This is a genomic window from Citrobacter sp. CK195 (assembly GCF_030333365.1).
GTDB classification, from domain to species: domain Bacteria; phylum Pseudomonadota; class Gammaproteobacteria; order Enterobacterales; family Enterobacteriaceae; genus Citrobacter_B; species Citrobacter_B koseri.
In genome coordinates this window covers 20352-46520 of record NZ_JAOWGB010000021.1, presented here as the reverse complement: position 1 = coordinate 46520, position 26169 = coordinate 20352, and the positions used below count along the sequence as shown (strand labels likewise).

The window sequence follows — 26169 nt, the reverse complement described above, 5'->3', positions numbered from 1 at the left end:
AATGGGTTCCCTTCTTAATTAGTCATACAACCTGTTTGAATTGGTAGAACAGGTTAGCAAACTTTATGATATTGAAACCCTGTTTTGATCAAGTAGTCACGATTAATCAAAACTGTTTTATGCTTTAACATCTCTCACGACGCGGAGATTTACGGCTGATTCATCTGGATAACCAGCCAGTGGTGAATGACGGCGACAACATACTGCTGCTGTTCTTCACTCAGCGATTCTCCCTGAGGAATGTTGTGCCATTTCGCCAGACAACCACGGCAGCAGGTCGCCGTCGCGTGTTGGGCAATAAATACGGGGTGGCCGCGCATCGGCGTTTGTTTACCATCGTTGCGCGGAAAAGCCGGGGCCAGCCGCTTAGCAATAAACTCGGCGGCATGTTGATCAATAACCTGCGCGCCTTTATCCCAGCAATACTGCCTTTCTTTTGCGCCAAGACGAAACCGCGAGCGAAATGGCGAACGTGACAGGCGAGAAAAAAGTGGATCAAGCGCGTTCATCAGTAAACCGAACGACCTAATTGTTGGGTGAGTTGTTCGAGTACCGCAATACCCGCCAGGGAGTTGCCCGCCGGATCCAGTTCAGGGCTCCATACCGCAATCGCCATTTCGTGCGGGACAATCGCCACAATCCCACCGCCAACGCCTGACTTGGCAGGTAATCCTACTCGCCAGGCAAATTCGCCTGCGTTCTGGTACATTCCACTGGTTGCCATCAGCGCGTTGATTTGTCGGGCCTGCATCGGCGAGACAACCGGTTCATCAAGGTGAAACGCCTGCCCCTGTCTGGCCAGAAAAACAAATGTACGCGCCAGTTCCGCACAGCTCATTTTCAACGCGCAGTAGTGAAAGTAATTTTGCAAAACGGTAGTGACATCATGCTGGAAATTACCAAATGACTTCATCAGCCAGGCAATAGCGGCATTGCGTGCGGAGTGCTCAAATTCAGAACGGGCAACTGTGACGTCATACGCAATATCCGATACGCCGCTAAGCGCCCGAACCACTTCCAGCATACGCTGGCGCGGCGCGCTCAGTCGCCCTTGCAGCATATCGCAAACCACCAGCGCGCCGGCATTAATGAACGGGTTACGCGGTATCCCTTGCTCCAGTTCCAGTTGCACCAAGGAATTGAATGGCGACCCGGAGGGATCTTTTCCGACACGTTGCCAGATTTCCTCTTCCGGGTAGTGACGCATCGCCACCACCAGACTCAGCACCTTTGATATGGATTGTATTGAGAAGCGTTCCTGCGCATCGCCAGCCTGATAGTATTGCCCGTCAACGGTGCAAATGGCGATCCCCAGTTTTGATCCATCGACAGAAGCCAGCGCAGGGATGTAATCAGCCACTTTCCCCTGTCCAATCAACGGGCGCACCTGCTGAAGGATGGTCTCTAAAATTGAATTGTCCATGGCCCTGGCCACAATGTGCTCCTTGCTCGCAGGTCTGAAAAGGCCTGCGAGTATAACAGAGCTGAATGTGCGGCGTCAGGCAGAAAGACGAAATCGCGCCACCGCGTTCAGAAGCTGATGAGATTCATGATGCAGTTGCAGCGATGACGCCGATGCGGTATTTACCAGGCTGCTGGTCTCTTGCGCCGCACGGTTAAGCGCCTGTAGCTGCCCCGTCATCTGGTGGATGCTGTCCCCCTGGCTTAACGTGGCGCCAGAGATGTCATTCAACAGTATGCCCAGATTGTCTACTAACGAAATCACCTGCTGTAAATTTTCTTCCAGACGATTAACCGCATGTGAACCTTCCTCGATTCCCTGCAAGGAGTGGTGGATAAGTTCCTGTATGTTCTGCGTGGACTGACTGCTTTTACGAGCCAGCAGCCCCACTTCTTTTGCCACCACGGCAAATCCGCGACCTTGTTCTCCGGCATGGGCCGCTTCGATAGCCGCGTTCAGCGCCAGGATATTGGTCTGGAACGCGACGCTGTCAATCAGAGAGATGATCCCGCGCATTTCTGACGATCGCTCAACAATCGCCTGCATCGAACGGTTAACAGTTTCCATCATACGATCGCCGCCAGCCGCTACCTGACGCGCCTCGGCTGCACGTTGATTAGCCAGTCTGGCAAAGCCGCTATTGTCCTCGACATGCGTTTCCAGAAACGAGATATGCGAGGTGACACTACTTAACTCTTCGCTCTGTTTCGCCGATTGCTGATAAAGCTGTTTGTTGCTCTGCGCAAGCTGATCGATGTTGCCGACCATTGCGGCGGTGGCATCGCTCACCTGCTGCACCAGCTGCCTCAGCCCCTGTTGCATCGCATCAATGCGTGAACTGAGTTGCGCGACCTCGCGGTTAAACCCGCTCACCTTCGGCATTGGTTCGGACAGATCGCCTGCGGCCAGAATATTAATATGGGCGATCAGGCGGCGCAGCGGAGAAATAACCCAACGAGACATGCCGCTCCAGACCAGCAGGGCAATCACCACCAGCACAAACGGGATGAACAAAAAGAGGTGCTGCAACCCTTCCAGGCTGGCAATCAGCTGCTGCCTGCCACCCTCTGTCTGACGCCCGCTCTCTTGCTGAAAGCGAGCATAGTTTTCATTGAAATCTGTCTGAAACGCCTGAACAGGAACAGCAAAGAACGCGTCGATGGCGTTAGTCTGGCTCAAACCATCCGCCTGTTCCTGAATACCGCTATAAAAACGCTGATAACTCTCAATCAGGCCGTCGTCTTTATGAGGGGCCATTGCAAGCCAGGCATCCCAGGCCGTTTTTGACTCTACCAGCGCCTGCTGAGCTTCATCCATCAACGGGCGCCAGCTGCCTTCTGATCCCGTTGCGGCATCCTGCATAAAGTAAACGCCCGCCCGGTTCAGCAGATCGCTTGCGGACAACAGCGCTACCCTCGCCTCATCCACCTTCGTTTGTTGCAGCAGTGCCTGCTGGTTACGTTGTTCGTTACGCTGAGCGTCTCGCACGGAAAACGACAGCATCAGGGATGACGCAACCTGCAAAATAGAAAACAGCGCGATAATGCAAAATATTCCCGTTAACAGACCAAACTGGCGGGGAGTGAAACGACGAATTAAGCCTCGAAAAATTTGCGTTAAGTTCATGATATTCTTCTGTATCAATGCGTTATGCGCGAGTGTACGGAGAGAAAATGACAGAACTATTGCAGTAATGTGACATGGCGCCTCAAGAAGACGCCAGAATGATCACAGACGGTTTTTCCAGACAGTTTGTACGTTGCAAAACTCATGCAGGCCAAAATGGGAGAGCTCACGACCAAAGCCGCTTTTCTTCACGCCGCCAAATGCCACTCGCGGATCGCTGGCGCTGTATCCATTGATAAACACCCCGCCACATTCCAGGCGCGATGCCATCTCCTGAGCCAGTGCATCACGCGCAGTGAACAGCGTCGCCGACAACCCAAAGTCGCTGTCATTAGCCAGTTGCAAGGCATGTTCGGCATTCTTCGCCACGGTAATCGCCGCCACGGGTCCAAACAACTCCTGACGAAATGCCGTCATCTCAGGCGTCACATCGCCCAGAACCGTAATGGCATAATAGTTGCCTTCCCCGGCGAGCTTTTCACCGCCCAGTAATAAACGCGCGCCTTCTGCTATTGATGCCTCCACTTGCTGATGCAGCTCATCCCGTAGATCAAAACGCGCCATAGGACCGAGATCGTTCTCTTCCGCCAGCGGATCGCCCATTTTCAGTGCGCTGGCGGCGGCAACAAACCGTTCAGTAAATTCCCCGGCAATCCCCTCTTCAACAATAAAGCGCTTCGCCGCCGCGCATACCTGCCCGGTATTTTGATAGCGACCGGCGACAGCGGCTTTAACAGCCAGATCCAGGTCGGCATCGTTAAGAACGATAAACGGATCGGAACCGCCCAGTTCAAGCACGCATTTTTTCAGCGCAGCCCCGGCCTGCGCACCAATCGCGGCCCCGGCACGCACGCTGCCCGTTACCGTCACGGCGGCAATACGGGGATCGTTAATCATCTGGCTAACGCCGTCGTTACTGGCATTTACCCAGCCATAAACGCCCGCCGGAATATCGGCATCGGCGAAGATCTGCGCAATACGTTCAGCGCAACCGATCACATTCGGCGCATGTTTTAGTAAATAGCCGTTACCCGCCAGCAGGATGGGAATCGCCCCGCGTAATACCTGCCAGAGCGGAAAGTTCCACGGCATGACCGCCAGTATTGTCCCCAGCGGACGATATGCAATCACCGCCTGCTGATTTTCCACCAGCGTCGGTTCCGGGTTAAGCATCGCGGGGCCATGTTCTGCATACCAGTCACAGAGCGCCGCAGATTTCGCCACCTCGGCGCGCGCCTGCCGGATCGGTTTTCCCATCTCACGGGAAATACTGTGCGCCATCTCGTCTGTATGATTACGCAGCGCTTGCCCGATATCGCGAAGTTTCTGCGCCCGGTATGCCACCGTCGTGCGTTTCCATTCCTCAAATCCACGGGCAGCCAGAGTGAGTGCATTTTCAATATCATCAGCGCTGGCCCACGGCATCATCGCCAGCGTTTCACCGGTTGTCGGGTCCACGGAAATCGCATGTGTAGCAGGTGTCATCGTCATCGGTTTGTCTCTCTACGTTGCGGGATATGCCTGCATAATGGGCGCATTTACTCTTTCTGAAAAATGAATAATATTAAGCACTGCGTTCACAAAAAGAGAAAACTATGGATCTGACTCAGCTGGAAATGTTCAATGCCGTGGCCGAAACCGGCAGTATTACGCAGGCGGCGGCGAAGGTGCATCGCGTCCCGTCGAACCTCACTACGCGAATCCGCCAGCTTGAGGCCGATCTTGGCGTGGATCTGTTTATTCGTGAAAGTCAGCGGCTGCGCCTTTCTCCCGCCGGACATAACTTTCTGCGCTACAGCCAGCAGATCCTGGCGCTGGTTGATGAAGCGCGAATGGTGGTCGCCGGTGATGAACCTCAGGGACTATTTTCACTCGGCGCGCTGGAAAGCACCGCAGCGGTACGCATCCCGGCCACGCTTGCCGGGTACAATCAGCGTTACCCCAAAATCCAGTTCGCCCTCTCTACCGGGCCTTCCGGGACAATGCTCGAAGGCGTTCTGAAAGGCAGACTTAACGCAGCGTTTGTTGATGGCCCGATTACTCATCCGGGTCTTGAAGGTATGCCGGTATACCGTGAAGAGATGATGATTGTCGCCCCTCATGGGCATTCCCCCGTACGGCGGGCAAAAGACGTGAATGGCAGCAATATCTACGCCTTTCGCGCAAACTGCTCTTATCGCCGTCACTTTGAAAGCTGGTTTCATGCCGATCGCGCGATGCCCGGCACCATTCATGAAATGGAGTCGTACCACGGCATGCTGGCGTGCGTTATCGCCGGAGCGGGCATCGCGCTGATCCCTCGTACCATGCTGGAAAGTATGCCCGGGCATCATCAGGTTGAAGCCTGGCCGTTGAGCGAAGAGTGGCGATGGCTGGACACCTGGCTTGTGTGGCGTCGCGGGGCAATGACCCGTCAACTGGACGCGTTTATCGCCCTGCTGAATCCGTCCTCGCAGCCATAGCATTATCCTATGGGTTTGGGGCTACGCCTGCCGGGAGAAGCGTTTTATACTGCGCAAGACGAAAACGGATATGGAACAGTCATGAACACCAAAGCGCGTAAAGTGATGATCATTGGGGCAGGTAATGTTGGCGCATCAGCAGCTTACGCTCTGCTCAATCAGAATATTTGTGAAGAACTGATTCTGGTCGATTTGAACAGAGATCGTTCGGAAGGCCATGCTTTGGATCTCGCCGATGCAGCGGCCTATATGCCGGGGATGATGACCATTTCCACCCGGGAGGCGCATGAATGCGCCGATGTCGATATCGCCGTGATTACCGTTTCCGGCGGCGCATTAAAACCAGGGCAAACACGGCTTGATGAGCTGAACAACACTGCGCGGATCGTCCAAAAGATCGTGCCGGAAATGATGGATGGCGGCTTTAACGGCATCTTTCTTATCGCCACCAATCCTTGCGATATCATTACCTGGCAGGTATGGACGCTATCAGGCCTGCCGCGCAGCCAGGTAATCGGCACTGGCGTCTGGCTGGACACCACCCGTTTACGGCGCGCGCTGGCGCAGGAACTGGATATCGGCGCGCAAAGCATCGATGCCTTTATTCTGGGAGAGCATGGCGATACGCAATTCCCGGTCTGGTCCCACTCCTCCGTCTACGGTTCTCCGATTGCAGACGTTTATCAACGCCGTACGGGTAAAATCCTGGACGTCGAGGCGATGGCGGAAAAAGTGCGCAAACATGGGTTTGAAATCTATAACCGCAAGGGCTGCACTGAATATGGTATTGCCGGAACCATTGCGGAAATTTGCCGGAACGTCTTCACCGGAAGCCATCGGGCGCTGGCCATCTCCTGCGTACTGGAGGGGGAATACGGCGTTGACGGCGTCGCCATCGGCGTACCGGCGGTGCTGACTCAAAGCGGTGTTCAACAAATTATCGAATTACAGTTAGCCGATGATGAGCTGGCGAAATTCAGATACTCCGCCGAAGTCATCAAAGCGAATATCGCAAAACTCCCCTGAATACGGTGTCCGGGATGATTTCCATACCCGGACGCCATTTCGTTTGTTTCATCAATCGGCTCACCAACGATAATGAGACATACATCACAAAATGATTGTATTTTCGCCAGCAAACGTTTTAAGATCGTGACCTCGCCTTTTCGCAACTAACCCGATTTACTCTTATGACAACAAACACTGTTTCCCGCAAGGTCGCGTGGCTACGGGTAGTTACGCTTGCTATTGCCGCTTTTATTTTCAATACCACAGAGTTTGTCCCTGTTGGCTTACTGTCGGACATCGCCCGAAGTTTTGCTATGCCGACCGCGCAGGTCGGGATTATGCTGACGATCTATGCCTGGGTTGTGGCGCTGATGTCGTTGCCCTTTATGTTGCTGACCAGTCAGGTTGAGCGGCGTAAACTGCTAATCTGCCTGTTTGTTCTCTTCATTGCCAGCCATGTGCTCTCCTTCCTGGCATGGAATTTTACCGTGCTGGTAATCAGCCGCATCGGGATCGCGTTTGCACACGCTGTCTTCTGGTCTATTACCGCTTCGCTGGCCATTCGCCTTGCGCCGCCAGGCAAACGCGCGCAGGCACTGAGTCTGATCGCCACCGGAACCGCGCTGGCGATGGTGCTGGGGCTGCCTATCGGGCGTATTGTTGGTCAATACTTCGGCTGGCGAACAACGTTCTTCGCCATTGGTATAGGGGCGTTAATCACGCTGGTATGCCTGATCAAACTGCTGCCGAAATTGCCCAGCGAACATTCTGGGTCACTAAAAAGTCTGCCGCTGCTGTTCCGTCGCCCGGCGCTAATGAGTATTTATTTACTGACGGTCGTAGTGGTCACCGCACACTATACGGCATACAGCTATATTGAACCGTTTGTACAAACGGTGGCGGGTCTGAGCGCAAACTTTGCCACGGTATTACTGCTGATCCTCGGCGGCGCCGGGATTATCGGCAGCGTGGTATTCGGCAAACTGGGTAATCAGTACGCCTCGCCGCTTATCAGCATTGCCATTATGCTGCTGGTGATTTGCCTGATGCTCCTGCTGCCCGCAGCAGACAGCGAAAGCCATCTTGCCGTGCTGAGTATTTTCTGGGGCATCGCCATTATGGTGATAGGCCTGGGGATGCAGGTGAAAGTCCTGGCACTGGCGCCGGACGCCACCGATGTGGCAATGGCGCTGTTCTCAGGCATTTTTAATATTGGCATTGGCGCTGGCGCATTGGTGGGGAATCAGGTGAGTTTACACTGGTCGATGTCCACTATTGGCTACGTTGGCGCAGTGCCAGCCCTGGCGGCGCTGGTGTGGTCGATCATTATCTTTCGCCGCTGGCCTGTTTCGCTGGAAGAACAGCCGCAGCATTGAGGATAAGTTCCCCCCGACTGAATACTACTGAGACTTTCGGGGGGGAATCCTGACTTAATGGTAAGTCTTAATAATTTCCAGCACGCCGTTAATGATAAACTGCACGCCCATACAGACCAGTAAGAAGCCCATCAGGCGGGGGAAATAGCTTCAATTCCCCCCTTGCCGACCAGGCGCATAATCGCCCCTGAGCTGCGCAGAGAACCCCACAGAATCACTGACACCGCCAGAAAAATAAGCGGTGGCGCCACCAGAATAACCCAGCCAGGAAAATCGACGCCGTGACGTACGGTAGAGGCCGAACTGATGATCATCGCGATCGTCCCCGGCCCTGCGGTGCTCGGCATCGCCAGCGGAACAAAAGCGATATTGGCAGAAGGCTCATCCTCCAGCTCTTCTGACTTGCTTTTCGCCTCCGGCGATTCGTGCGCCTTCTGCTGCGGGAACAACATCCGAAAGCCGATAAAGGCGACAATCAGCCCACCCGCAATGCGCAAACCGGGGATGGAAATTCCAAAGGTGTTCATCACCAGTTGACCGGCGTAATACGCAACCATCATGATGGCGAACACATACACGGAGGCCATCAGCGACTGACGGTTACGCTCCGCGCTGTTCATATTACCGGCCAGGCCTAAAAACAACGCCACCGTGGTTAGCGGGTTCGCCAAAGGCAGCAGGACAACCAGCCCAAGCCCTATCGCTTTAAACAAATCCATCATAATGCCATCTCTTCCCCATCAAGCTCGTTGTAAGCGGCAAGTATAAAGGGAAAACGCGGCGTTTCGCCATTAAGCATTCATTATGCCGAATAAGCATAACCAGTAATTATTATTAATAAATTACCCCGTGATGCAGCCCCTGCACTGACGCGTTTTAGCAAATCGTGGCATCCCCTTATTCATTCGATTGACTTATATTTGCCTGGGCAATAGTATCTGCCGTGACTAACTACTTGCCGGGGCAACCATTGTGAAAAGCACCAGTGACCTATTCAACGAAATCATCCCGCTGGGTCGCTTGATCTACATGGTCAATCAGAAAAAAGATCGTCTGTTGAACGACTATCTGTCGCCGCTGGATATCACCGCATCGCAGTTTAAGGTGCTCTGTTCTATCCGTTGCGCGGTATGCATTACCCCGGTCGAGCTGAAGAAAGTGCTGTCTGTCGATCTCGGCGCATTGACGCGCATGCTTGATCGGCTGGTCTGTAAAGGCTGGATCGAAAGACTGCCAAATCCACATGACAAACGCGGCGTGCTGGTGAAACTCACCGAACACGGCGCGGCAATTTGTGAGCAATGTCATCAGTTAGTAGGACAAGACCTGCACCAGGAACTAACAAAAAACTTAACGGCGGATGAAGTGGCAACACTTGAGCTTTTGCTTAAGAAAATCCTGCCGTAAACAGAAAGAGGTATGACGATGTCCAGACGCAATACTGACGCTATTACCATTCATAGCATTTTGGACTGGATCGAAGATAACCTGGAATCGCCGCTCTCACTGGAAAAAGTGTCAGAGCGTTCAGGTTACTCCAAATGGCACCTGCAACGGATGTTTAAAAAAGAGACCGGTCACTCATTAGGCCAGTACATCCGCAGTCGCAAAATGACTGAAATAGCCCAGAAATTAAAAGAAAGTAACGAGCCGATCCTGTACCTGGCGGAACGTTATGGCTTTGAGTCACAGCAGACGCTGACCCGGACATTTAAAAACTATTTCGACGTTCCACCGCATAAGTACCGTATTACCAATATGCATGGCGAATCCCGGTATTTGCATCCACTCAACCATTGTAATTGCTAATCGCCTGTTAATGACGTAATCGAGGAAATCATGAAATCTCTGTCTTCCGCAATGCTGGCTGTGCTGCTTGTCGTCTCTGGCCAAAGCATTGCGGAGCAAACAGCACAACCTGGAACACAAAATAATCGCGATGCGATGGTCATGCCGTCTGCGCATGATCAGTCGCCATTCGATTTCAATCATATGGGTGCGGGAAGCGATAAATCCGACGAATTAGGCGTGCCGTATTACAACGGACACAGCCTGTAATTCGTTTTTGCCCCGCCACTGCGGGGCTTTTTTTATCCCCTTACCTGCGCCGCTTTGCGCAGCCGAAAACCAAACACGTTGATGTACAAACCCGCCATAATCAGCACTGCGCCAAGAAACTGTAACCCGGTAAGCGTCTCATTAAGCAACACGGCCGCGCTGGCCAACCCCACAACCGGCACCAGCAAAGACAGCGGCGCCACACGCCAGGTTTCATAGCGTCCGAGCAACGTTCCCCAGATCCCGTAACCGACAATCGTGGCGACAAACGCCAGATACACCAGCGATAAAATCGTCGTCATATCAATCGCGATCAGGCTCTGAACCATCTGCGCAGAACCGTCCAGAATCAAAGAGGCCAGAAAGAAGGGAATAATCGGGATCAGCGCACTCCAGACCACCAGCGACATCACCGCCGGGCGAGTGGCATGTTGCATGATCTTCTTATTGAAAATATTCCCGCACGCCCAGCAGAACGCCGCCGCCAGCGTTAACATAAACCCGAGCATCGCAATATGTTGCCCATTGAGGCTGGCTTCTATCAGCAGCAGAACGCCAAACACCGCCAGGGCGATACCGGCCACCTGTTTGCCCTGCAAGCGCTCGCCGAACGCAAACGCGCCCAGTACGATGGTAAAAAACGCCTGCGCCTGTAGCACCAGTGACGCCAGCCCGGCAGGCATTCCGAATTTAATCGCACAAAAGAGAAACGCGAATTGACCAAAACTGATGGTCAGGCCGTAGCCGAGTAACAGCGACAGCGGGATTTTCGGACGCGCAACGAAGAAGATAGCCGGAAACGCGACCAGCAAAAAACGTAATCCCGCCAGCATCAGCGGCGGCATATTGTGCAGCCCGACTTTGATGACGACAAAGTTAAGCCCCCACACCACCACGACCAGTAATGCCAATAACCCGTCTTTACGCGACATACCACGGCCCCTGCAAATATTAAATTTTTGTAAACAAGTTAAGTTAACGGAAATCATCGCCCCGGAACAGATCATTAATTCAGGTAGGGCGGGACGAGTACTTTCGAACAACATCCTGGGTATACATCACACTTTTGCCGTGCTATTGCTTTAAATCACCAATAAATATAATGAAACGCATTGTCGGGCAGGAAAATGAACACAACGCTGAGACGCTCCACCCTCGCTTTACTCGCCTCATCACTGTTATTGACCATTGGGCGCGGCGCCACGCTTCCGTTCATGACGATCTATCTTAACCGCCAGTACGATCTGAGCGTCGATCTGATCGGCTATGCCATGACGGTAGCGTTAACCATCGGCGTGATTTTCAGCCTGGGTTTCGGCATCCTCGCGGATAAGTTCGATAAAAAGCGCTATATGCTTCTGGCAATTTCGGCGTTCTTGCTGGGCTTTATCGCCATCCCCCTGGTGCACAGCGTCACGCTGGTGGTGCTGCTTTTCGCCCTGATAAACTGCGCCTACTCCGTCTTTGCCACCGTGTTGAAAGCCTGGTTTGCCGACAATCTTTCCGCCACAACCAGGAGCAAAATATTTTCCCTCAACTATACCGTGCTCAATATTGGCTGGACCGTCGGGCCGCCGCTTGGCACCCTGCTGGTCATGCAAAGCATCAACCTGCCGTTCTGGCTTGCGGCCATTTGCTCTGCTTTCCCGCTGGTGTTTATCCAGACCTGGGTGAAGCGCGCAGAGACGCCCGTTGAAGGAACAACGGCGTCAGTCTGGTCGCCATCGGTGCTGTTACGCGATAAAGCCCTGTTCTGGTTTACCCTGTCGGCCTTCCTGGCGTCATTTGTCAGCGGCGCGTTCGCCTCATGTATTTCCCAGTATGTCATGGTCGTCGCGAACGGTAATTTTGCCGAAAAAGTGGTGGCTGTCGTACTCCCCGTCAACGCGGCGATTGTTGTTAGTCTGCAATATGCCGTAGGCCGTCGGTTAACGACCGCAAATATCAGACCCTCGATGGCGGCCGGCACAATCTGTTTTGTGGCTGGGCTGGTTGGTTTTATGATTTCAGGAAACAGCCTTCTGCTCTGGGGGCTCTCCGCCGCCGTATTTACCATTGGCGAGGTTATTTATGCCCCGGGCGAATATATGCTGATCGATAACATTGCTCCGGCGGGGATGAAAGCAAGCTACTTCTCAGCGCAGTCGCTTGGCTGGCTCGGCGCGGCGGTCAACCCGCTGGTCAGCGGCGTGATCCTCACCACCTTGCCCCCCTGGTCCCTGTTTGCGGTGCTGATCGTTGCGATTATTCTTGCCTGGGCGCTAATGCTAAAAGGGATGCGGGCCAGACCCTGGGGGCAGCCCGCAATGTGCTGACGGCACGCCAGACTGTGCCGGATAACGTCCGGTGCAGTCCCGGAACTCAGATCGCGACCAGCCCGCGGACGCCCTCCGCTTCCATATTCTCGCCCCTGCCGCTCTGAATAATGCTTCCCCGCGACATCAATAAGTAGTGATCCGCCAGTTGGGCAGCAAAATCATAGAACTGCTCCACCAGCAAAATCGCCATATCCCCCTGACGCGCCAGATGTGAAATCACCTGCCCAATCTCTTTGATCACCGACGGCTGTATCCCTTCGGTCGGTTCATCCAGAATTAACAGCTGAGGACGGCAGGCCAGCGCCCGGCCAATTGCCAGCTGCTGCTGTTGCCCCCCGGAAAGATCGCCCCCTCGCCGGTGCTTCATCTCTTTAAGCACCGGGAAAAGCGCGTAAATATCATCCGGCACCTGTTTTGCATCGCGGGCGGAAAAACGCGACAGCCCCAACAGCAGGTTTTCCTCTACCGTCAGGCGAGGAAAAATCTCCCGCCCTTGCGGCACATAGGCGACACCGGCCCGCACGCGCTGATGCGGTTTACGCTGGGTGATGTTCTTCCCCTGCCAGATCACATTGCCGGTGCGTGCCGGGATTAACCCCATCAGACACTTCAGTAAGGTGGTTTTTCCCACGCCGTTACGCCCAAGCAAACAGGTTACTTCGCCAATGCGGGCCTCAAAACTTACCCCGCGCAGGATATGACTGCCGCCGTAATATTGATTCAGTTCATTCACCTGTAACATCCGTCCTCCCTATCGCCCGAGGTAAACTTCAATAACCTGTTCATTGGCCTGGACGTCGCGCAGGCTCCCTTCCGCCAGCACGCGCCCCTGATGCAAAACGGTAACATGGTCGGCAATGGTTTCGACAAACCCCATGTCATGCTCCACCACCATCAGCGAGTGTTTCCCTGCCAGAGTGCGGAACAGTTCGGCGGTATACTCCGTTTCCGCGTCCGTCATTCCCGCCGCAGGTTCATCCAGCAGCAGCAGGTGCGGCTCCTGTACCAGCAGCATACCGATTTCCAGAAACTGCTTTTGTCCGTGCGAAAGCAGCCCGGCGCGACGCCCACGCTCCGCGCCCAGGCGCAATAACCCGAGCATCTCGTCAATGCGATCCCGCTGTTCGCCCGAGAGGCGCGCTCTTAACGTGGCCCAGACGGATTTATCCTCTTTCATCGCCAGTTCCAGATTCTCCTCCACCGTCAGGGCCTCAAACACGGTCGGTTTCTGAAATTTACGCCCAATGCCCTGGCGGGCAATCGCAATAGGATCGAGCGAAGTTAAGTCCGTGGACTGATCGTAAATCGCGCGTCCGCTTTGCGGCCGGGTTTTACCGGTAATCACGTCCATTAAGGTGGTTTTTCCGGCGCCATTAGGGCCAATAACGCAGCGCAATTCCCCTACGCCAATGTTCAGGGTTAAATCCGTCAGCGCCTGGAAGCCGTCAAAATTGACGTTGATCCCTTCCAGTTGCAGAACCGGGTCTGTTTGATCGCGAAAACGATCCCCCGGCAACTGGCGGGTAAAAAGTCCGTCATCCGGTTGCATCATTTTTCTCCTTTGCGAAACAGACCAATGACGCCGCGCGGTAAAAACAGCGTAACGCCAATAAAGATCAGGCCGAGAAACAGCTGCCAGTACTCCGGCATAATCACCGTAAACAGACTTTTAGCGCCGTTCACCAGCACTGCGCCAAACACCGGGCCAATTAAGGTGCCGCGCCCGCCCAGCGCGACCCAGATGGCCGCTTCAATAGAGTTGGTCGGCGACATTTCGCTGGGGTTAATGATGCCGACCTGAGGAACGTACAGAGCGCCCGCCAGACCGCACAGAACAGCGGAGAGCGTCCATACCAGCAGTTTGAAGCCACGCGGATCGTACCCACAAAACATCAGGCGATTTTCCGCATCGCGCACGGCGGTCAGAACGCGGCCAAACTTACTGCGCGCAAGGAGATACCCCAGCCACAGCGCCAGCACCAGTAATATGACGGTCGCGAGAAACAGCGCAACGCGCGTGGAGGTCGCCGCAACAGGAAAGCCCAGCAACGTGGTAAACCCCGTAAACCCGTTATTGCCGCCAAACCCGGTTTCGTTACGGAAAAACAGCAGCATGCCTGCGAACGTCAGCGCCTGGGTCATAATGGAAAAATAGACGCCTTTGATTTTTGAGCGAAAGGCAAAATAGCCGAACACCAGCGCCAGCAGTCCCGGAACCAGCACGACCAGCAGCATCGCCCAGGCGAAGTGCTGCGTTCCCCACCAGAACCACGGTAATTCACTCCAGGAGAGGAAAGACATAAACGCGGGAAGTCCGTCGCCAGAGGCCTGACGCATCAGATACATTCCCATCGCATACCCGCCCAGCGCGAAGAAAATACCGTGCCCCAGCGACAGCATTCCGGCATACCCCCACACCAGATCCAGCGCCACAGCGACAATGGCGTAACAGAGGATCTTCCCGGCCAGCGTTAACACCCAGACCGGGACAGCCAGCGGGTGATCCGCAGGCAGCAGCGCCAGAAAAGGCAGAATCAGCAGCGCCGCCAGCAGGCAAAGGCCAAAAACCTGGACAGTACGCGGCGCTCTACGCGCCAGTGTTAATGTCATTGGCATGGTCATTAATCAATAACCCTCCCTTTCAGCGCAAACAATCCCTGAGGCCGTTTCTGGATAAACAGAACGATCGCAATCAGAATGACGATTTTGCCCAGCACCGCGCCCATTTGCGGTTCCAGAATCTTATTGAAGATACCCAACCCAAATGCGGCGGCCACGCTTCCCGCCAGTTGTCCGACGCCACCGAGCACCACCACTAAAAATGAATCAATAATGTATCCCTGACCCAGTTCCGGCCCGACGTTGCCCAGTTGCGACAAGGCCACGCCGCCCAATCCGGCGATCCCCGACCCGAGGCCAAACGCCAGCATGTCCACGCGCCCCGTCGGCACGCCGCAACACGCCGCCATACTGCGGTTCTGCGTTACCGCGCGAACGCGCATCCCGAGGCGGGTTTTATTCAGCAATAGCCAGGTGAAAAACAGCACCAGCATGGCGAACCCCAGCACCACGATACGGTTCCAGGGCAACGTCAGGTTGGCATAGACCTGCACCCCGCCAGAAAGCCACGCAGGGTTGGCAACCTCCAGGTTTTGCGCGCCAAAGGTCATGCGTACCAGTTGGATCAGCATCAGGCTAATCCCCCAGGTCGCCAGCAGCGTTTCGAGAGGACGACCATAAAGATGGCGAATAATGCCGCGCTCCAGCGCCATTCCAGTTCCGGCAGCGATCAGGAAGGCAACCGGCAACGCCACAACGGGATAAAACGCCAGCCACTGTGGCATGAACTGCCCCATAAACTGCTGAACCATCCATGTGCTGTACGCGCCAAGCATCAGCATTTCACCGTGAGCCATATTGATTACGCCCAGTAATCCATAGGTGATCGCCAGCCCCAGGGCCGCCAGCAGCAGAATCGATCCCAGCGACAGCCCCATAAATGCCTGCCCCAGGAGATCGCCAATCACCATCCGCTGCGCGATTGCGTTCAGGCTTTCTGTCGCGGCCTCGCGAACACGCGCATCCGGTTCATGTTCAGCATCCGTAAAGGGTTGCAGGCGTGATTGCGTTTCCGGGTCGCCCGACTGCCCCAGTAAGACAATCGCCTGACGCCGGACGTCAGCGGAAGGACTCACCAGTTGCAGGTTAGCCAGCGCAATCTCCAGACGTGATGTCACTTCGCTTTCCGTTTCCTGCGCCAGCCGCTGCTGTAAAAGCGGCAGCATCGCGGGCGTGGCCTCCCGCTGTAACAGGCTGGCGGCAGCGGCTCTTTCCGTGACATTGTCACTTAATAGTTGATGCGTGGCTAACGCCCCACTGACCAGGTTTCGCAGACGGTTAGTCAGACGAACTTTTTTCAGTTCGCCATCGGGTGCGGCGACAGCGCCGAGCGGCAGAACCTGCGTACCCTGCCGAATGAAAGCGTGCTTTGCGCTATCAGTCAGCACATTCTCACGCGCTAATGCGTTCAACAAAGGCAAACGCTGCGCCTCAGGCGTGATGGCCCATTGTTCTAATAACGTCGCCTGTTGCGCCCGGCTGGCGCCAACAAATACATCGGCATCGGTTGCCTGCACGATCCACGGCACCAGCCACGTCATTAGCAACACACCCCGAATAAAGCGCATGGCTTTCATGAAAGTGTTCTCCAGAATGTGCCCTCCCGCAGGAGGGCAAAAGATCAGTTGCTGGCGGTTTTAACAGGCTGGTCTGATTTTTTATCGTTACCGGCGATAAACGGGCTCCAGGGCTGGGCGCGAACCGGTTCGTCGGTTTGCCATACCACATTGAACTGGCCGTTATCTTCAATTTCGCCAATCATGACGGGTTTATGCAGATGGTGGTTGGTGGCGTCCATCGTCAGGGTAAAGCCAGACGGCGCAGCGAAGGATTGCCCCGCCATCGCCTCGCGGACTTTATCGACGTCGGTCGTACCGGCTTTTTCTACTGCCTGCGCCCACATATGCAGGCCCACATAGGTCGCTTCCATCGGATCGTTGGTCACGACGGTGTCGGCATTCGGCAGCTTATGCGCTTTGGCGTATGCCCGGTAATCCGCAACGAATTTCTGGTTAGTGGGGTTGTCGACAGATTCAAAATAGTTCCACGCCGCCAGGTTGCCCACCAGCGGTCTGGTATCGATACCGCGCAACTCCTCTTCACCGACCGAGAATGCCACGACCGGCACGTCTGTCGCTTTTATCCCCTGATTCGCCAGCTCTTTGTAGAACGGAACATTTGAGTCGCCGTTAATGGTGGAGACCACCGCCGTTTTACCGCCCGCAGAGAATTTTTTGATATTGGCGACGATAGTCTGGTAATCGCTGTGTCCGAACGGGGTATACACCTCTTCAATATCTTTATCCTCGACGCCTTTGGCATGCAGCCAGGCGCGAAGGATCTTATTGGTGGTACGAGGGTAGACATAATCGGTTCCCAGCAGGAAAAAGCGTTTCGCGCTGCCGCCGTCTTCACTCATCAGATATTCGACAGCCGGAATAGCCTGCTGATTTGGCGCTGCGCCGGTATAGAAAACATTCGGCGATAACTCTTCCCCTTCGTATTGCACAGGGTAAAACAGCAGCCCGTTTAACTCTTCAAATACCGGCAACACCGATTTACGCGATACCGACGTCCAGCAGCCAAACACGACCGCGACTTTATCCTGGCTCAGCAGCTGACGCGCTTTCTCTGCAAACAACGGCCAGTTTGAGGCCGGGTCAACCACCACCGGTTCCAGCTTTTTGCCCAGCACGCCGCCTTTAGCATTGATCTCATCAATCGTCATCAACGCCATATCTTTAAGCGGGGTTTCCGAAATGGCCATCGTGCCGGATAGCGAATGCATGATGCCGACCTTAATCGTATCGGCCGCCTGAACGCTAAAGCTCAGCCCCATCGCAACCACCGAGGCGGACAGTGCAAAGGCTTTTAATAATGTACGACGCTGCATAGTTTCACTCCTGAAATTAAGCTTGCTGGAAGTCCCGGTGCAACCGGACGGGCAAATGGTGCAAATTAAGGATGTTCAGAAGTGATAAGGCAAAATCGGTGCCAGATTTTTAAATATCTATAAATATCAATTTATTAACCGGCAACAGGGCTGAAACAAGAAAATCGGAAACCACAAGGCGGGAAATACAACGAGGAAAATGATCCAGAATGAAACAGCGTTGCATTACGAATGTGCAACGCTGTGTAATAAAGAGAGGCAACTTACCAGACCTGACTGGCGATTTCGGTGATGAGGCGTACTTTGCCCCATTGTTGGGCTTCCGTCAGCGTATTCCCCTCTTCCGTGGAGGCAAATCCGCACTGTGGGCTAAGGCAGATCTGCTCTTTTGCGACATAGCGCTCTGCCTCCTGCAAGCGGGCTTTCACCCCTTCCGGGTTTTCCAGATCGCCGTTTTTCGTGGTCACCAGACCCAGAACCACCTGCTGACGTCCGGGTCGAACAAAGCGCAGCGGCGCGAAATCACCGGAGCGATCGTTATCATATTCCAGGAAAAACGCATCAACGTTCACCGTGCCGAACAACACTTCCGCCACCGGTTCATAGCCCCCTTCAGAGATCCACGTCGAACGGAAATTTCCTCTGCAAACATGCAGCCCGACCGTCAGATCGGCTGGTTTATCCTCCAGCGCACGGTTAATCACGCGGGCATAAATCTGCGCCAGTTCGTCAGGATCGTCACCCCGCTCACGAATCTGCTGACGTTGCTGGTCGGAGCACAAGTAAGCCCAGACGGTGTCATCCAATTGCAGATAACGACAGCCAGCTTCATAAAAAGCATGAATCGCATCGCGCCAGGTGGTAGCCAAATCATCAAAATAAGCGTCCAGATGCGGATAAACGGTAGCATCGATATCTTTGCGCCCGCCACGGAAATGCAGCACGCTGGGGGATGGAATGGTCATTTTGGGCTCGGCTGCGCCGCTAATGCTTTTCAGATAGCGGAAGTCTTCCAGCATAGGGTGATCGCCAAACCCCAGTTTTCCGGTAACGCGCACGCCGTGCGCTTTTGTCTGCACGCCATTAAACTGGATCCCCTTCTCAGCGTCATAGCGTTCAACGCCTTGCAGTCCATCGAAGAAATCAAAATGCCACCAGGCGCGGCGAAACTCGCCATCCGTGACGACATGCAGCCCGCAGGCACACTGCTGCTCCACAACGGTGCGGATAGCGTCATCTTCCACCGTACGCAATTGTTGCGCCGTTATCTCGCCGCGTGCAAATTGCAAACGAGCTTGTTTGATCGCGTCCGGGCGTAAAAAACTGCCGACGATGTCTGCGCGAAACGGGGCCTGTTGTTTTTGCATGTGATCTCCTCATTCACCCGGCATTAGTTGCCTGACGTGATAATTTATTATTTGAAGTTTAGACTTCTGGATGGCTATGCGTCTAAAAATGACATGCAACCTGCTCACTGACAACCGAGAAAAATTCATCACCCTTGAAATAAATTCACATTGCCTCATCGCTTTGTGACGCTTTTTCATAGTCTGAAATCCCATACCGGAAAAATCCTGACGTTAACGTTGAAATAATCACCTAATTCAGCATTTGTTTAGATTTAATCTGCTACTATGGGTGCTCATGAGGTGAATTAAGGTAAGAGAGGAAACACACAAATAAAAGGAGGCATTATATGCTGGGTAATATGAACGTTTTCATGGCCGTTCTGGGAATTATTTTATTTTCTGGTTTTCTGGCCGCGTATTTCAGCCATAAATGGGATGATTAATGAACGGAGATAGCTCCTCACCGACAAGGCCCCTTGTAGCGTAACTGCACAAGGGGCCATTTTTTTACCCGCCCGGCAGACAGACAAAAAAAACCGCCGGATAAACCAGCGGTGAATGCTTGCATGGATAGATTTGTGTTTTTACCTTATGCGTTATCAGGCAATTCCCTGCGCAGATAACGGATCGTTTACCATCCTGACACAGACAATATCAATGAAGGTTAAACAACATAGAACTAAACCAGCAAAACCGGCGTTTCGCGCTTCCATCCCTTTGCACACTTATGTCAGTGAATAACCGGTTATGTAAAGAGCGTGCCGTTCGGCTCATGCTACACACGCGTGATTTGCTGATCTTTGTCCATAAACATGCAGCGATTCCTTCCGGTTTGTTTACCCCGGTACATTGCCCTGTCTGCGCGTCCGATGACGACATCCAGCGGCTCTCCCTGCTGCGCCTGGGTAATGCCCGCAGTTACCGTTATCGAAAGTTCTCCGTCAGGGTAGTTAATCGGATTATCCGCCACTAGCTGGCAGATACGTAACCCTGCCCGACAGGCCTGTTCATCCGTTTTTGTACGGATGATAATCACAAACTCCTCCCCGCCATAGCGGTAAGGCGTTTCATCGTAGCGCGTCCAGACGGATAAATTCGACGCCAGGGTGCGCAGCACGCTATCACCGACCAGATGACCATAGTTGTCATTGACCAATTTAAAGCGGTCAATATCAAAAAGCAGCAAATATAAATTAAGCGGTTGCGCATCAATAAGCTGACGATCGAAAGATTCATCAAGGACTCTGCGCCCGGGTAATCCGGTTAATATATCCATATTACTGCGAATATTGAGCAGATATATTTTGTAGTCCATCACCGCCGAGGTAAATGCTAATAACGCTTCCTGAAAACGGTCAAAATGGTGATCTTCCGAACGTTTCTCTGCGATCGCCCGCAGTAATTCCCGACCTCGTGTATGCATGTGTTCATGAGCAATAATAATCTTGATAACAAAGCCCTTTTCTTCAGGTTCGTGTACCGGATGATTATTTAGCCATTGGCTGAACTGACACAGACAGTGAGAATTGATATCGAAAATATCGGGTTGATTGACATCGCCAGACACTGTGCAACGAAACATTTTCACCAGCCACTGATAGTGGGCATCAATAGACTGGTTCAGATCTAACAAGATGGTATCGATTTCTATCGTTTTTTTAATCATTGCCACTCCTTGGGCATACATCCTTGATGTACCGTAGTCTAGCGGTACAAAAGCAAATTTATGTCAATTTATTAATAGAAGGCCGAACCAGGAAATGGAGAATCTATAACGTTATGATTTTAAAGCGGTAATAAAGGAAAAAAGTGAATAATCCTGGAATATTTGCAATGCGCTTAACATCTTTAATCGCCCTTCCCCTGCTGCGCCAGGCGAGTCAGGATCGTCTGACCGATATAATTACTCCAGTTGAAACTATTTTGCAAAACCACTACCGCGTTGCGATTTCTTTTATCAAACCCAATATAGCTGGAATACCCACCAATATATCCGACCTGATAGGTGATCTTTTGCGCAGAAAACTCATCACTCACCCACGCAATATTCGCTGCTTCTTTCTGTCGATAATAATAAGTCTGTGTGGCTTCAGCAAAAGCCCGATCGATAGCCGAAACGGTTGTGGATGTAAAATGCGCGCGGGCATAATTAGCCAGATCGCGGGCGCTACTATATAAACTGGCCGCCCCCATCATATTTTTGTTAAAAACCCAGTCTGGCGTCAGATGACCACGGGTAATGAGCTTAGGCTGATCGCCAGCATGGCCCAGCGCTCTTCGCGGGTATGCCTTCAATAACATGGGCGTATAACTGCTGTTTGCCATCGCCAGCGGTTCAAATATCATGCGTTGCGCCAGCGCCTGGATCGGCTCTCCCGTTCTGCGCTGCAAAATATACCCCAGGATGGCGTAGCCGATGTTGGAATACTGCGGAACGCGCGCGTCCGGCGCAGTAAAATCACTGAGATAACCCAGCACGGCGTCGCTGTCCAGCTGCGTATAAAAGTTCTCGCCGTTACTGAAATAGCGCATTAAGTTTTCCAGCGTCAGCAAATCCATAGGCTGCCGGGGTAAACCGGAAGTGTGAGTCACCAACTGGAGGAGCGTAATATTTTTGGCGTCAGGGCTTAAAGGCGTATTCTGTGGAAGCAACGTTTCCAGTGTATCCGTCCAGTTAAACACCCCTTCATCCACCAGCATCGTCGTCACTTCTGCCGTCACGCCTTTACTCAGCGAACCTAAAGCGAACAGCGTATCTGGCGTGATGGGATAACGATTTTTATCATCGGTTATCCCGTAACTGTGAAATTCTGCCGGGCCATTATTCTGAATAACAGCAACAACGACGCCAGTCACCTCTTTTTCCCGCATATATTGCCGAATCATCGGATCAATACCGCGTCCGTAGTATCCCACCACAACTTGCGCGCTTTTTTGCGCAGGCATATCCAGCTGTGAAAGCGTACTGTTGCCACACCCGATGAGCGCAAATAAGGATACGCAGAGCATCTGGTGTTTAATTTTCATTGTTCGCATCAGTTCTGATTCACAGACACAACAGGTTTTTTCTCAAACAAAGAGAAAAGCGGAAGAGAATACGAACACATGAAAACAGGGGCCCCGGATAAAAAGAAGCCCGCATTGTACACCAGTATCCCGGCAGCTTACTTAACATTGACAAAAAATCAGAGCGTTACCTGATAAACATTCAGGCAGCGCCCTTGCGCTTAGCGGTCTAAACCCCGGTGTTTTAACATGGGTTCGATACGCGGTTCATGACCCCGCCACGCCGGGTAGAGGCGTTCCAGGTCCGTACTGTTGCCGCGTGACAAGATGGCATCACGGAAACGCTGTCCGTTCTCACGCGTTAACCCTCCCTGTTCAACAAACCACTGGTAGCCGTCGTCTGCCAGCATTTGCGTCCACAAATAGGCGTAATAGCCTGCCGCATACCCGCCACCGAAAATATGGGCGAAATAGCTGCTCCGGTAGCGCGGCGGCACTGCCGGAAGATCGAGTTCTTCCGCCGCCAGCGCCTGCTGTTCAAAGAGATCGACCGACTGCGATGCCGAAAAGGTTTCAAGACTGTGCCAGCGCATATCCAGCAATGCGGCGCTGAGCAGTTCCGTCATGTCATAGCCTTTGTTAAACAGGCTTGCCCGCCGCATTTTTTCCTGCAACGCTTCAGGCATTTTTTCACCCGTCCCGACGTGGCGCGCATAGCGTTCGAACACCTGCGGATGACTCGCCCAGTGCTCATTAATCTGCGAAGGAAATTCGACAAAATCGCGCGGGGTGTTCGTCCCCGACAGCGTCGCATAGCGCTGTGTCGCAAACAGGCCGTGCAGCGTGTGACCAAATTCATGGAACAAGGTGATCACATCATCCCAAAGCAACAATGCGGGCTGCCCTGCCGCTGGCTTCTGGTAATTACAGACATTGTAGATAACCGGTCTGGTTTCGTTAAGCGTGGATTGTTCAATAAAATTGCCCATCCATGCGCCGCCGCTTTTTGACTCGCGGGCAAAGAAATCACCATAAAACAACGCCAGGCCGACGCCATCATGATCGAAAATTTCCCAGACGCGCACATCAGGATGGTAAACCGGGATATCAAAGCGCTCGATAAATTTAATGCCGAACAGCTGGTTTGCCGTCCAGAACACGCCGTCGTTCAGTACCGTATCTAACGCAAAGTAAGGTTTGAGCTGCGCTTCATCCAGCACGTATTTTCCACGGCGTACCTGCTCAGCATAGTACGCCCAGTCCCACGCCTGGGTCGTGAATCCTCCCTGCTCATCATCGATCACTTTCTGGATCTCAGCCTGCTCATCCAGCGCGCGCTGACGCGCGGCCGGGACAATGGCGCGCATAAAAGCGAGCGCCACGTCAGGCGTCTTCGCCATCTGATCGGCGGTTTTCCAGGCGGCATAACTGGCAAACCCGAGTAATGTTGCCTGCCGGGTACGGATGTCCACCAGACGCTGAACAATCGCACGCGTGTCGTTGGCGTCGTTCTTTTCCGCACGAGTCCATGCGGCGTTAAACAGATTTTCACGGGTCTGGCGATCGCGTAAAACGGCCAGTGTCGGTTGTTGTGTGGTATTGAGAAGCGGAATAAGCCAGCGATCCGCCAGCCCTTTTTCCCTGGCGGCACCAGCGGCAAGAGCGACCTCCTCCTGACTCAATCCGTCCAGTTGATGGCGATAATCAACCACCATCCCACCGGATTTATTCGCCGCCAACAGCCGCTGATTAAACTGGCTGGTCAGCGTGGCGGATTCGGTATTCAGGCTCCTGAGCTGCGCTTTATCGTCATCGCCAAGCTGCGCGCCGGAAAGTACAAAACGCTGGTGGATAACCTCCACAAGACGCAACGACTCGGCATCCAGCGCCAGCGTCTCCCGCTGTTGCCAGACCGCATCCACACGCGCAAAGAGCGTACTGTTGAGATAAATATCATTTGCCAGCGCCGCCAGTTCAGCGGAAAAGGCTTCATCAAGGCGCTGTAATTCGTCATTGGTATGCGCCGCTGTCATGGCGAAAAACACGCTTGTCACACGGGTGAGCAACGCGCCGCTTTGCTCCAGCGCCAGATACGTGTTCTCAAAATCAGGCGCCTGCGGGTTTTGGACAATCGCATCAATTTCAGCACGCTTTTGCCGCATCCCTTCGTCAAACGCCGGGCGGTAATGGCGGTCTTCAATCAGATCAAAACGCGGGGCCTGGTAAGGCAATACGCTCTGGCTAAAGAATGGATTCGTTAACGACATTTTTCACTCCTGCAAACGATTTGTTCATTAGAGTAGGTCTCCCTTGAAATGACCGCAATCCCATTAACGAGGATTACCCCTGAACAGAGATGGCGTGCTATGGTAATACAACACAAAAAGCGTTGAGGAACAGTGAGATGATCGTTTTAGTCACCGGTGCGACCGCAGGTTTCGGCGAATGCATTACACGTCGTTTTATTGAGAATGGACACAAAGTGATTGCCACTGGCCGTCGCCAGGAACGCCTGCAAGAACTGAAAGATGAGCTGGGCGACAATCTGTTTATCGCTCGTTTAGATGTGCGTAACCGTGCATCCATTGAAGATATGCTGGCGTCATTACCCGCAGAGTGGCGCAACATTGATGTGCTGGTCAACAACGCCGGGCTGGCGCTGGGGCTTGAACCCGCGCATAAAGCCAGCGTGGAAGACTGGGAAACCATGATCGACACGAACAACAAAGGTCTTATTTACATGACCCGCGCGGTTCTGCCTGGCATGGTGGAGCGCAATCGCGGCCACATCATCAATATTGGCTCTACCGCAGGTAGCTGGCCATACGCGGGTGGCAACGTATATGGCGCAACCAAAGCGTTTGTGCGCCAGTTCAGTCTGAATCTGCGCACGGATTTACACGGTACGGCAGTACGCGTTACCGATATTGAACCCGGTCTGGTCGGCGGCACGGAGTTTTCTAACGTCCGCTTTAAAGGCGATGACGACAAAGCGGGTAAAACCTACGAGAACACAACCGCGCTCACGCCGGATGATGTCACAGAAGCGGTATGGTGGGTCGCTAATCTGCCTGCGCATGTGAACATTAATACGCTGGAAATGATGCCGGTTACGCAGTCTTTTGCCGGACTGAGCGTTCATCGGGGTTAATTTTTATACCCGGTCTGCGGGTCGGGTATAGATAGTGACAAAAAAGTGGTAGAGTACTCTGGTTAACTCTCTAAAAAGTAAGAACGAATGACCGTTGAAACCCAACTCAATCCTACGCAGCCTGTAAATCAGCAAATTTACCGCATTCTCCGACGTGACATCGTGCACTGTCTGATTGCGCCAGGCACACCGCTTTCCGAGAAAGAGGTTTCCGTGCGCTTTAACGTGTCGCGCCAGCCTGTACGTGAAGCGTTTATTAAGCTGGCGGAAAACGGTTTGATTCAAATCCGCCCTCAGCGCGGCAGCTATGTGAATAAGATTTCATTATCGCAGGTGCAGAATGGGTGTTTTGTCCGACAGGCCATCGAATGTGCGGTCGTTCGTCGCGCGGCGTTGATGATCACCGACAGCCAGTGCTATCAGCTGGAGCAGAACCTTCACCAGCAGCGGATCGCCATCGACCGCAAGCAGCTCAACGATTTCTTCCAGCTTGATGATGAATTTCACCAGAAACTGGCATTAATTGCCGATTGTCAGCTGGCGTGGGATACGGTTGAAAATATTAAAGCCACCATCGACCGCGTGCGTTATATGAGTCTGGATCATGTGTCACCGCCTGAAATGTTGCTGCGCCAGCATCATGATATTTTTGCCGCCCTGGAAAAGCATGACGCCGACGCGGTGGAACGCGCCATGACTGTGCATCTACAGGAGATTGGCGAGTCCGTTCAGCTTATCCGCCAGGAAAACAGCGACTGGTTCAGCGAAGAGTAATCCCGCTGACAAACAAGCCGGATGGCGGCGTAACCGCCTTATCCGGCCTACAATAGTCAATAATGTT

Annotated in this window: 24 protein-coding genes and 1 pseudogene; 10 read left to right on the top strand and 15 right to left on the bottom strand. The window is 53.3% G+C overall.

Annotated features, from left to right (window positions below; translation table 11 throughout):
• Nucleotides 1-149: 149 nt before the first annotated feature.
• From OGX93_RS03450 to sad, 4 genes are all read right to left on the bottom strand, one after another.
• Nucleotides 150-509, bottom strand: coding sequence for a DUF4186 domain-containing protein (locus OGX93_RS03450; RefSeq protein WP_060815906.1), 360 nt, complete (start codon nucleotides 507-509; stop codon nucleotides 150-152).
• On the bottom strand, nucleotides 509-1435 hold the full coding sequence (gene glsB / locus OGX93_RS03445; RefSeq protein WP_058669100.1) for a glutaminase B: 927 nt from the start codon (nucleotides 1433-1435) through the stop codon (nucleotides 509-511). The genes OGX93_RS03450 and glsB overlap by 1 nt, the downstream gene beginning before the upstream one ends.
• Before the next feature lie 63 nt (nucleotides 1436-1498).
• Nucleotides 1499-3088 carry a methyl-accepting chemotaxis protein gene (locus OGX93_RS03440; protein ID WP_286449519.1) on the bottom strand — a complete coding sequence of 530 codons (1590 nt, stop codon included), beginning with the start codon at nucleotides 3086-3088 and terminating at the stop codon, nucleotides 1499-1501.
• Nucleotides 3089-3190: 102 nt separating this feature from the next.
• Nucleotides 3191-4579 (bottom strand): succinate-semialdehyde dehydrogenase, encoded by a 1389-nt coding sequence (gene sad / locus OGX93_RS03435; protein ID WP_012132418.1) that lies wholly within the window; start codon nucleotides 4577-4579, stop codon nucleotides 3191-3193.
• 104 nt (nucleotides 4580-4683) lie between these two features.
• Here sad and ptrR point away from each other — a divergent pair, with 104 nt between their 5' ends.
• From ptrR to OGX93_RS03420, 3 genes are all read left to right on the top strand, one after another.
• The gene (gene ptrR / locus OGX93_RS03430; RefSeq protein ID WP_115626687.1) at nucleotides 4684-5550 is read left to right on the top strand and encodes a putrescine utilization regulator PtrR; all 867 of its coding nucleotides are present in this window, start codon (nucleotides 4684-4686) and stop codon (nucleotides 5548-5550) included.
• Nucleotides 5551-5631: 81 nt separating this feature from the next.
• Nucleotides 5632-6576 (top strand): L-lactate dehydrogenase, encoded by a 945-nt coding sequence (locus OGX93_RS03425; RefSeq protein ID WP_024130338.1) that lies wholly within the window; start codon nucleotides 5632-5634, stop codon nucleotides 6574-6576.
• A 164-nt stretch (nucleotides 6577-6740) separates the two neighbouring features.
• Complete coding sequence (locus OGX93_RS03420) at nucleotides 6741-7934, top strand: sugar transporter (RefSeq protein WP_012132421.1); 1194 nt, start codon at nucleotides 6741-6743, stop codon at nucleotides 7932-7934.
• A gap of 54 nt (nucleotides 7935-7988) precedes the next feature.
• On the opposite strand, the pseudogene OGX93_RS03415 reads toward OGX93_RS03420, so the two are convergent.
• Nucleotides 7989-8656, bottom strand: a pseudogene (locus OGX93_RS03415) (MarC family NAAT transporter).
• A 250-nt stretch (nucleotides 8657-8906) separates the two neighbouring features.
• On the opposite strand from OGX93_RS03415, the gene marR reads away from it, so the two are divergent.
• The 3 genes from marR to marB are packed head-to-tail and all read left to right on the top strand — an operon-like array spanning nucleotide 8907 to nucleotide 9992.
• Complete coding sequence (gene marR / locus OGX93_RS03410; RefSeq protein ID WP_012132424.1) at nucleotides 8907-9341, top strand: multiple antibiotic resistance transcriptional regulator MarR; 435 nt, start codon at nucleotides 8907-8909, stop codon at nucleotides 9339-9341.
• An 18-nt stretch (nucleotides 9342-9359) separates the two neighbouring features.
• Nucleotides 9360-9743: an MDR efflux pump AcrAB transcriptional activator MarA gene (marA, locus tag OGX93_RS03405; RefSeq protein WP_024130339.1), complete on the top strand. Its 384-nt coding sequence runs from the start codon at nucleotides 9360-9362 to the stop codon at nucleotides 9741-9743.
• Between the two features lie 30 nt (nucleotides 9744-9773).
• The gene (gene marB / locus OGX93_RS03400) at nucleotides 9774-9992 is read left to right on the top strand and encodes a multiple antibiotic resistance protein MarB (protein ID WP_071258310.1); all 219 of its coding nucleotides are present in this window, start codon (nucleotides 9774-9776) and stop codon (nucleotides 9990-9992) included.
• A gap of 32 nt (nucleotides 9993-10024) precedes the next feature.
• Here marB and eamA read toward each other — a convergent pair whose 3' ends face one another.
• Nucleotides 10025-10924: an O-acetylserine/cysteine exporter gene (gene eamA / locus OGX93_RS03395; RefSeq protein ID WP_047457143.1), complete on the bottom strand. Its 900-nt coding sequence runs from the start codon at nucleotides 10922-10924 to the stop codon at nucleotides 10025-10027.
• A gap of 195 nt (nucleotides 10925-11119) precedes the next feature.
• Between eamA and ydeE the strand changes: the two genes are divergently transcribed.
• On the top strand, nucleotides 11120-12307 hold the full coding sequence (gene ydeE / locus OGX93_RS03390; protein ID WP_286449518.1) for an efflux MFS transporter YdeE: 1188 nt from the start codon (nucleotides 11120-11122) through the stop codon (nucleotides 12305-12307).
• 46 nt (nucleotides 12308-12353) lie between these two features.
• Here ydeE and urtE read toward each other — a convergent pair whose 3' ends face one another.
• From urtE to OGX93_RS03360, 6 genes are all read right to left on the bottom strand, one after another.
• The gene (gene urtE, locus OGX93_RS03385) at nucleotides 12354-13052 is read right to left on the bottom strand and encodes an urea ABC transporter ATP-binding subunit UrtE (RefSeq protein ID WP_012132431.1); all 699 of its coding nucleotides are present in this window, start codon (nucleotides 13050-13052) and stop codon (nucleotides 12354-12356) included.
• Nucleotides 13053-13061: 9 nt separating this feature from the next.
• The gene (urtD, locus tag OGX93_RS03380) at nucleotides 13062-13859 is read right to left on the bottom strand and encodes an urea ABC transporter ATP-binding protein UrtD (protein WP_024130341.1); all 798 of its coding nucleotides are present in this window, start codon (nucleotides 13857-13859) and stop codon (nucleotides 13062-13064) included.
• Entirely contained in the window at nucleotides 13859-14932 is a 1074-nt protein-coding gene (gene urtC, locus OGX93_RS03375) for an urea ABC transporter permease subunit UrtC (protein ID WP_012132433.1), read from the bottom strand. The genes urtD and urtC overlap by 1 nt, the downstream gene beginning before the upstream one ends.
• Nucleotides 14932-16506: an urea ABC transporter permease subunit UrtB gene (gene urtB, locus OGX93_RS03370; RefSeq protein WP_012132434.1), complete on the bottom strand. Its 1575-nt coding sequence runs from the start codon at nucleotides 16504-16506 to the stop codon at nucleotides 14932-14934. The genes urtC and urtB overlap by 1 nt, the downstream gene beginning before the upstream one ends.
• Nucleotides 16507-16550: 44 nt before the next feature.
• Nucleotides 16551-17822, bottom strand: a complete 1272-nt coding sequence (urtA, locus tag OGX93_RS03365) for an urea ABC transporter substrate-binding protein (RefSeq protein ID WP_012132435.1) — start codon at nucleotides 17820-17822, stop codon at nucleotides 16551-16553.
• Between the two features lie 263 nt (nucleotides 17823-18085).
• On the bottom strand, nucleotides 18086-19189 hold the full coding sequence (locus OGX93_RS03360) for a cobalamin-independent methionine synthase II family protein (RefSeq protein ID WP_286449516.1): 1104 nt from the start codon (nucleotides 19187-19189) through the stop codon (nucleotides 18086-18088).
• A 329-nt stretch (nucleotides 19190-19518) separates the two neighbouring features.
• Between OGX93_RS03360 and mgtS the strand changes: the two genes are divergently transcribed.
• Complete coding sequence (gene mgtS / locus OGX93_RS03355) at nucleotides 19519-19614, top strand: protein MgtS (protein WP_000901367.1); 96 nt, start codon at nucleotides 19519-19521, stop codon at nucleotides 19612-19614.
• 332 nt (nucleotides 19615-19946) lie between these two features.
• On the opposite strand, the gene OGX93_RS03350 is transcribed toward mgtS, so the two are convergent.
• The 3 genes from OGX93_RS03350 to dcp form a co-directional block, all read right to left on the bottom strand.
• The gene (locus OGX93_RS03350; RefSeq protein WP_024130343.1) at nucleotides 19947-20837 is read right to left on the bottom strand and encodes a diguanylate cyclase; all 891 of its coding nucleotides are present in this window, start codon (nucleotides 20835-20837) and stop codon (nucleotides 19947-19949) included.
• Nucleotides 20838-21019: 182 nt separating this feature from the next.
• The gene (locus tag OGX93_RS03345) at nucleotides 21020-22198 is read right to left on the bottom strand and encodes a serine hydrolase domain-containing protein (RefSeq protein WP_286449514.1); all 1179 of its coding nucleotides are present in this window, start codon (nucleotides 22196-22198) and stop codon (nucleotides 21020-21022) included.
• Between the two features lie 200 nt (nucleotides 22199-22398).
• Nucleotides 22399-24444 carry a peptidyl-dipeptidase Dcp gene (gene dcp, locus OGX93_RS03340; RefSeq protein ID WP_286449512.1) on the bottom strand — a complete coding sequence of 682 codons (2046 nt, stop codon included), beginning with the start codon at nucleotides 24442-24444 and terminating at the stop codon, nucleotides 22399-22401.
• 137 nt (nucleotides 24445-24581) lie between these two features.
• On the opposite strand from dcp, the gene ydfG reads away from it, so the two are divergent.
• Both ydfG and OGX93_RS03330 read left to right on the top strand, forming a co-directional pair.
• Nucleotides 24582-25328 (top strand): bifunctional NADP-dependent 3-hydroxy acid dehydrogenase/3-hydroxypropionate dehydrogenase YdfG, encoded by a 747-nt coding sequence (gene ydfG, locus OGX93_RS03335; protein ID WP_024130344.1) that lies wholly within the window; start codon nucleotides 24582-24584, stop codon nucleotides 25326-25328.
• A gap of 87 nt (nucleotides 25329-25415) precedes the next feature.
• Nucleotides 25416-26102 (top strand): GntR family transcriptional regulator, encoded by a 687-nt coding sequence (locus tag OGX93_RS03330; protein ID WP_012132443.1) that lies wholly within the window; start codon nucleotides 25416-25418, stop codon nucleotides 26100-26102.
• Nucleotides 26103-26169 lie beyond the last annotated feature (67 nt).

Excerpts from the sequence above, each read along its gene's own strand:
- OGX93_RS03450 (WP_060815906.1), bottom strand. The coding sequence starts at position 509 with ATGAACGCGCTTGATCCACTTTTTTCTCGCCTGTCACGTTCGCCATTT.
- OGX93_RS03440 (WP_286449519.1), bottom strand. The coding sequence starts at position 3,088 with ATGAACTTAACGCAAATTTTTCGAGGCTTAATTCGTCGTTTCACTCCC.
- sad (WP_012132418.1), bottom strand. The coding sequence starts at position 4,579 with ATGACGATGACACCTGCTACACATGCGATTTCCGTGGACCCGACAACC.
- ptrR (WP_115626687.1), top strand. The coding sequence starts at position 4,684 with ATGGATCTGACTCAGCTGGAAATGTTCAATGCCGTGGCCGAAACCGGC.
- OGX93_RS03425 (WP_024130338.1), top strand. The coding sequence starts at position 5,632 with ATGAACACCAAAGCGCGTAAAGTGATGATCATTGGGGCAGGTAATGTT.
- OGX93_RS03420 (WP_012132421.1), top strand. The coding sequence starts at position 6,741 with ATGACAACAAACACTGTTTCCCGCAAGGTCGCGTGGCTACGGGTAGTT.
- marA (WP_024130339.1), top strand. The coding sequence starts at position 9,360 with ATGTCCAGACGCAATACTGACGCTATTACCATTCATAGCATTTTGGAC.
- marB (WP_071258310.1), top strand. The coding sequence starts at position 9,774 with ATGAAATCTCTGTCTTCCGCAATGCTGGCTGTGCTGCTTGTCGTCTCT.
- eamA (WP_047457143.1), bottom strand. The coding sequence starts at position 10,924 with ATGTCGCGTAAAGACGGGTTATTGGCATTACTGGTCGTGGTGGTGTGG.
- ydeE (WP_286449518.1), top strand. The coding sequence starts at position 11,120 with ATGAACACAACGCTGAGACGCTCCACCCTCGCTTTACTCGCCTCATCA.
- urtE (WP_012132431.1), bottom strand. The coding sequence starts at position 13,052 with ATGTTACAGGTGAATGAACTGAATCAATATTACGGCGGCAGTCATATC.
- urtD (WP_024130341.1), bottom strand. The coding sequence starts at position 13,859 with ATGCAACCGGATGACGGACTTTTTACCCGCCAGTTGCCGGGGGATCGT.
- urtC (WP_012132433.1), bottom strand. The coding sequence starts at position 14,932 with ATGACCATGCCAATGACATTAACACTGGCGCGTAGAGCGCCGCGTACT.
- urtB (WP_012132434.1), bottom strand. The coding sequence starts at position 16,506 with ATGAAAGCCATGCGCTTTATTCGGGGTGTGTTGCTAATGACGTGGCTG.
- urtA (WP_012132435.1), bottom strand. The coding sequence starts at position 17,822 with ATGCAGCGTCGTACATTATTAAAAGCCTTTGCACTGTCCGCCTCGGTG.
- OGX93_RS03360 (WP_286449516.1), bottom strand. The coding sequence starts at position 19,189 with ATGCAAAAACAACAGGCCCCGTTTCGCGCAGACATCGTCGGCAGTTTT.
- mgtS (WP_000901367.1), top strand. The coding sequence starts at position 19,519 with ATGCTGGGTAATATGAACGTTTTCATGGCCGTTCTGGGAATTATTTTA.
- OGX93_RS03350 (WP_024130343.1), bottom strand. The coding sequence starts at position 20,837 with ATGATTAAAAAAACGATAGAAATCGATACCATCTTGTTAGATCTGAAC.
- OGX93_RS03345 (WP_286449514.1), bottom strand. The coding sequence starts at position 22,198 with ATGAAAATTAAACACCAGATGCTCTGCGTATCCTTATTTGCGCTCATC.
- dcp (WP_286449512.1), bottom strand. The coding sequence starts at position 24,444 with ATGTCGTTAACGAATCCATTCTTTAGCCAGAGCGTATTGCCTTACCAG.
- ydfG (WP_024130344.1), top strand. The coding sequence starts at position 24,582 with ATGATCGTTTTAGTCACCGGTGCGACCGCAGGTTTCGGCGAATGCATT.
- OGX93_RS03330 (WP_012132443.1), top strand. The coding sequence starts at position 25,416 with ATGACCGTTGAAACCCAACTCAATCCTACGCAGCCTGTAAATCAGCAA.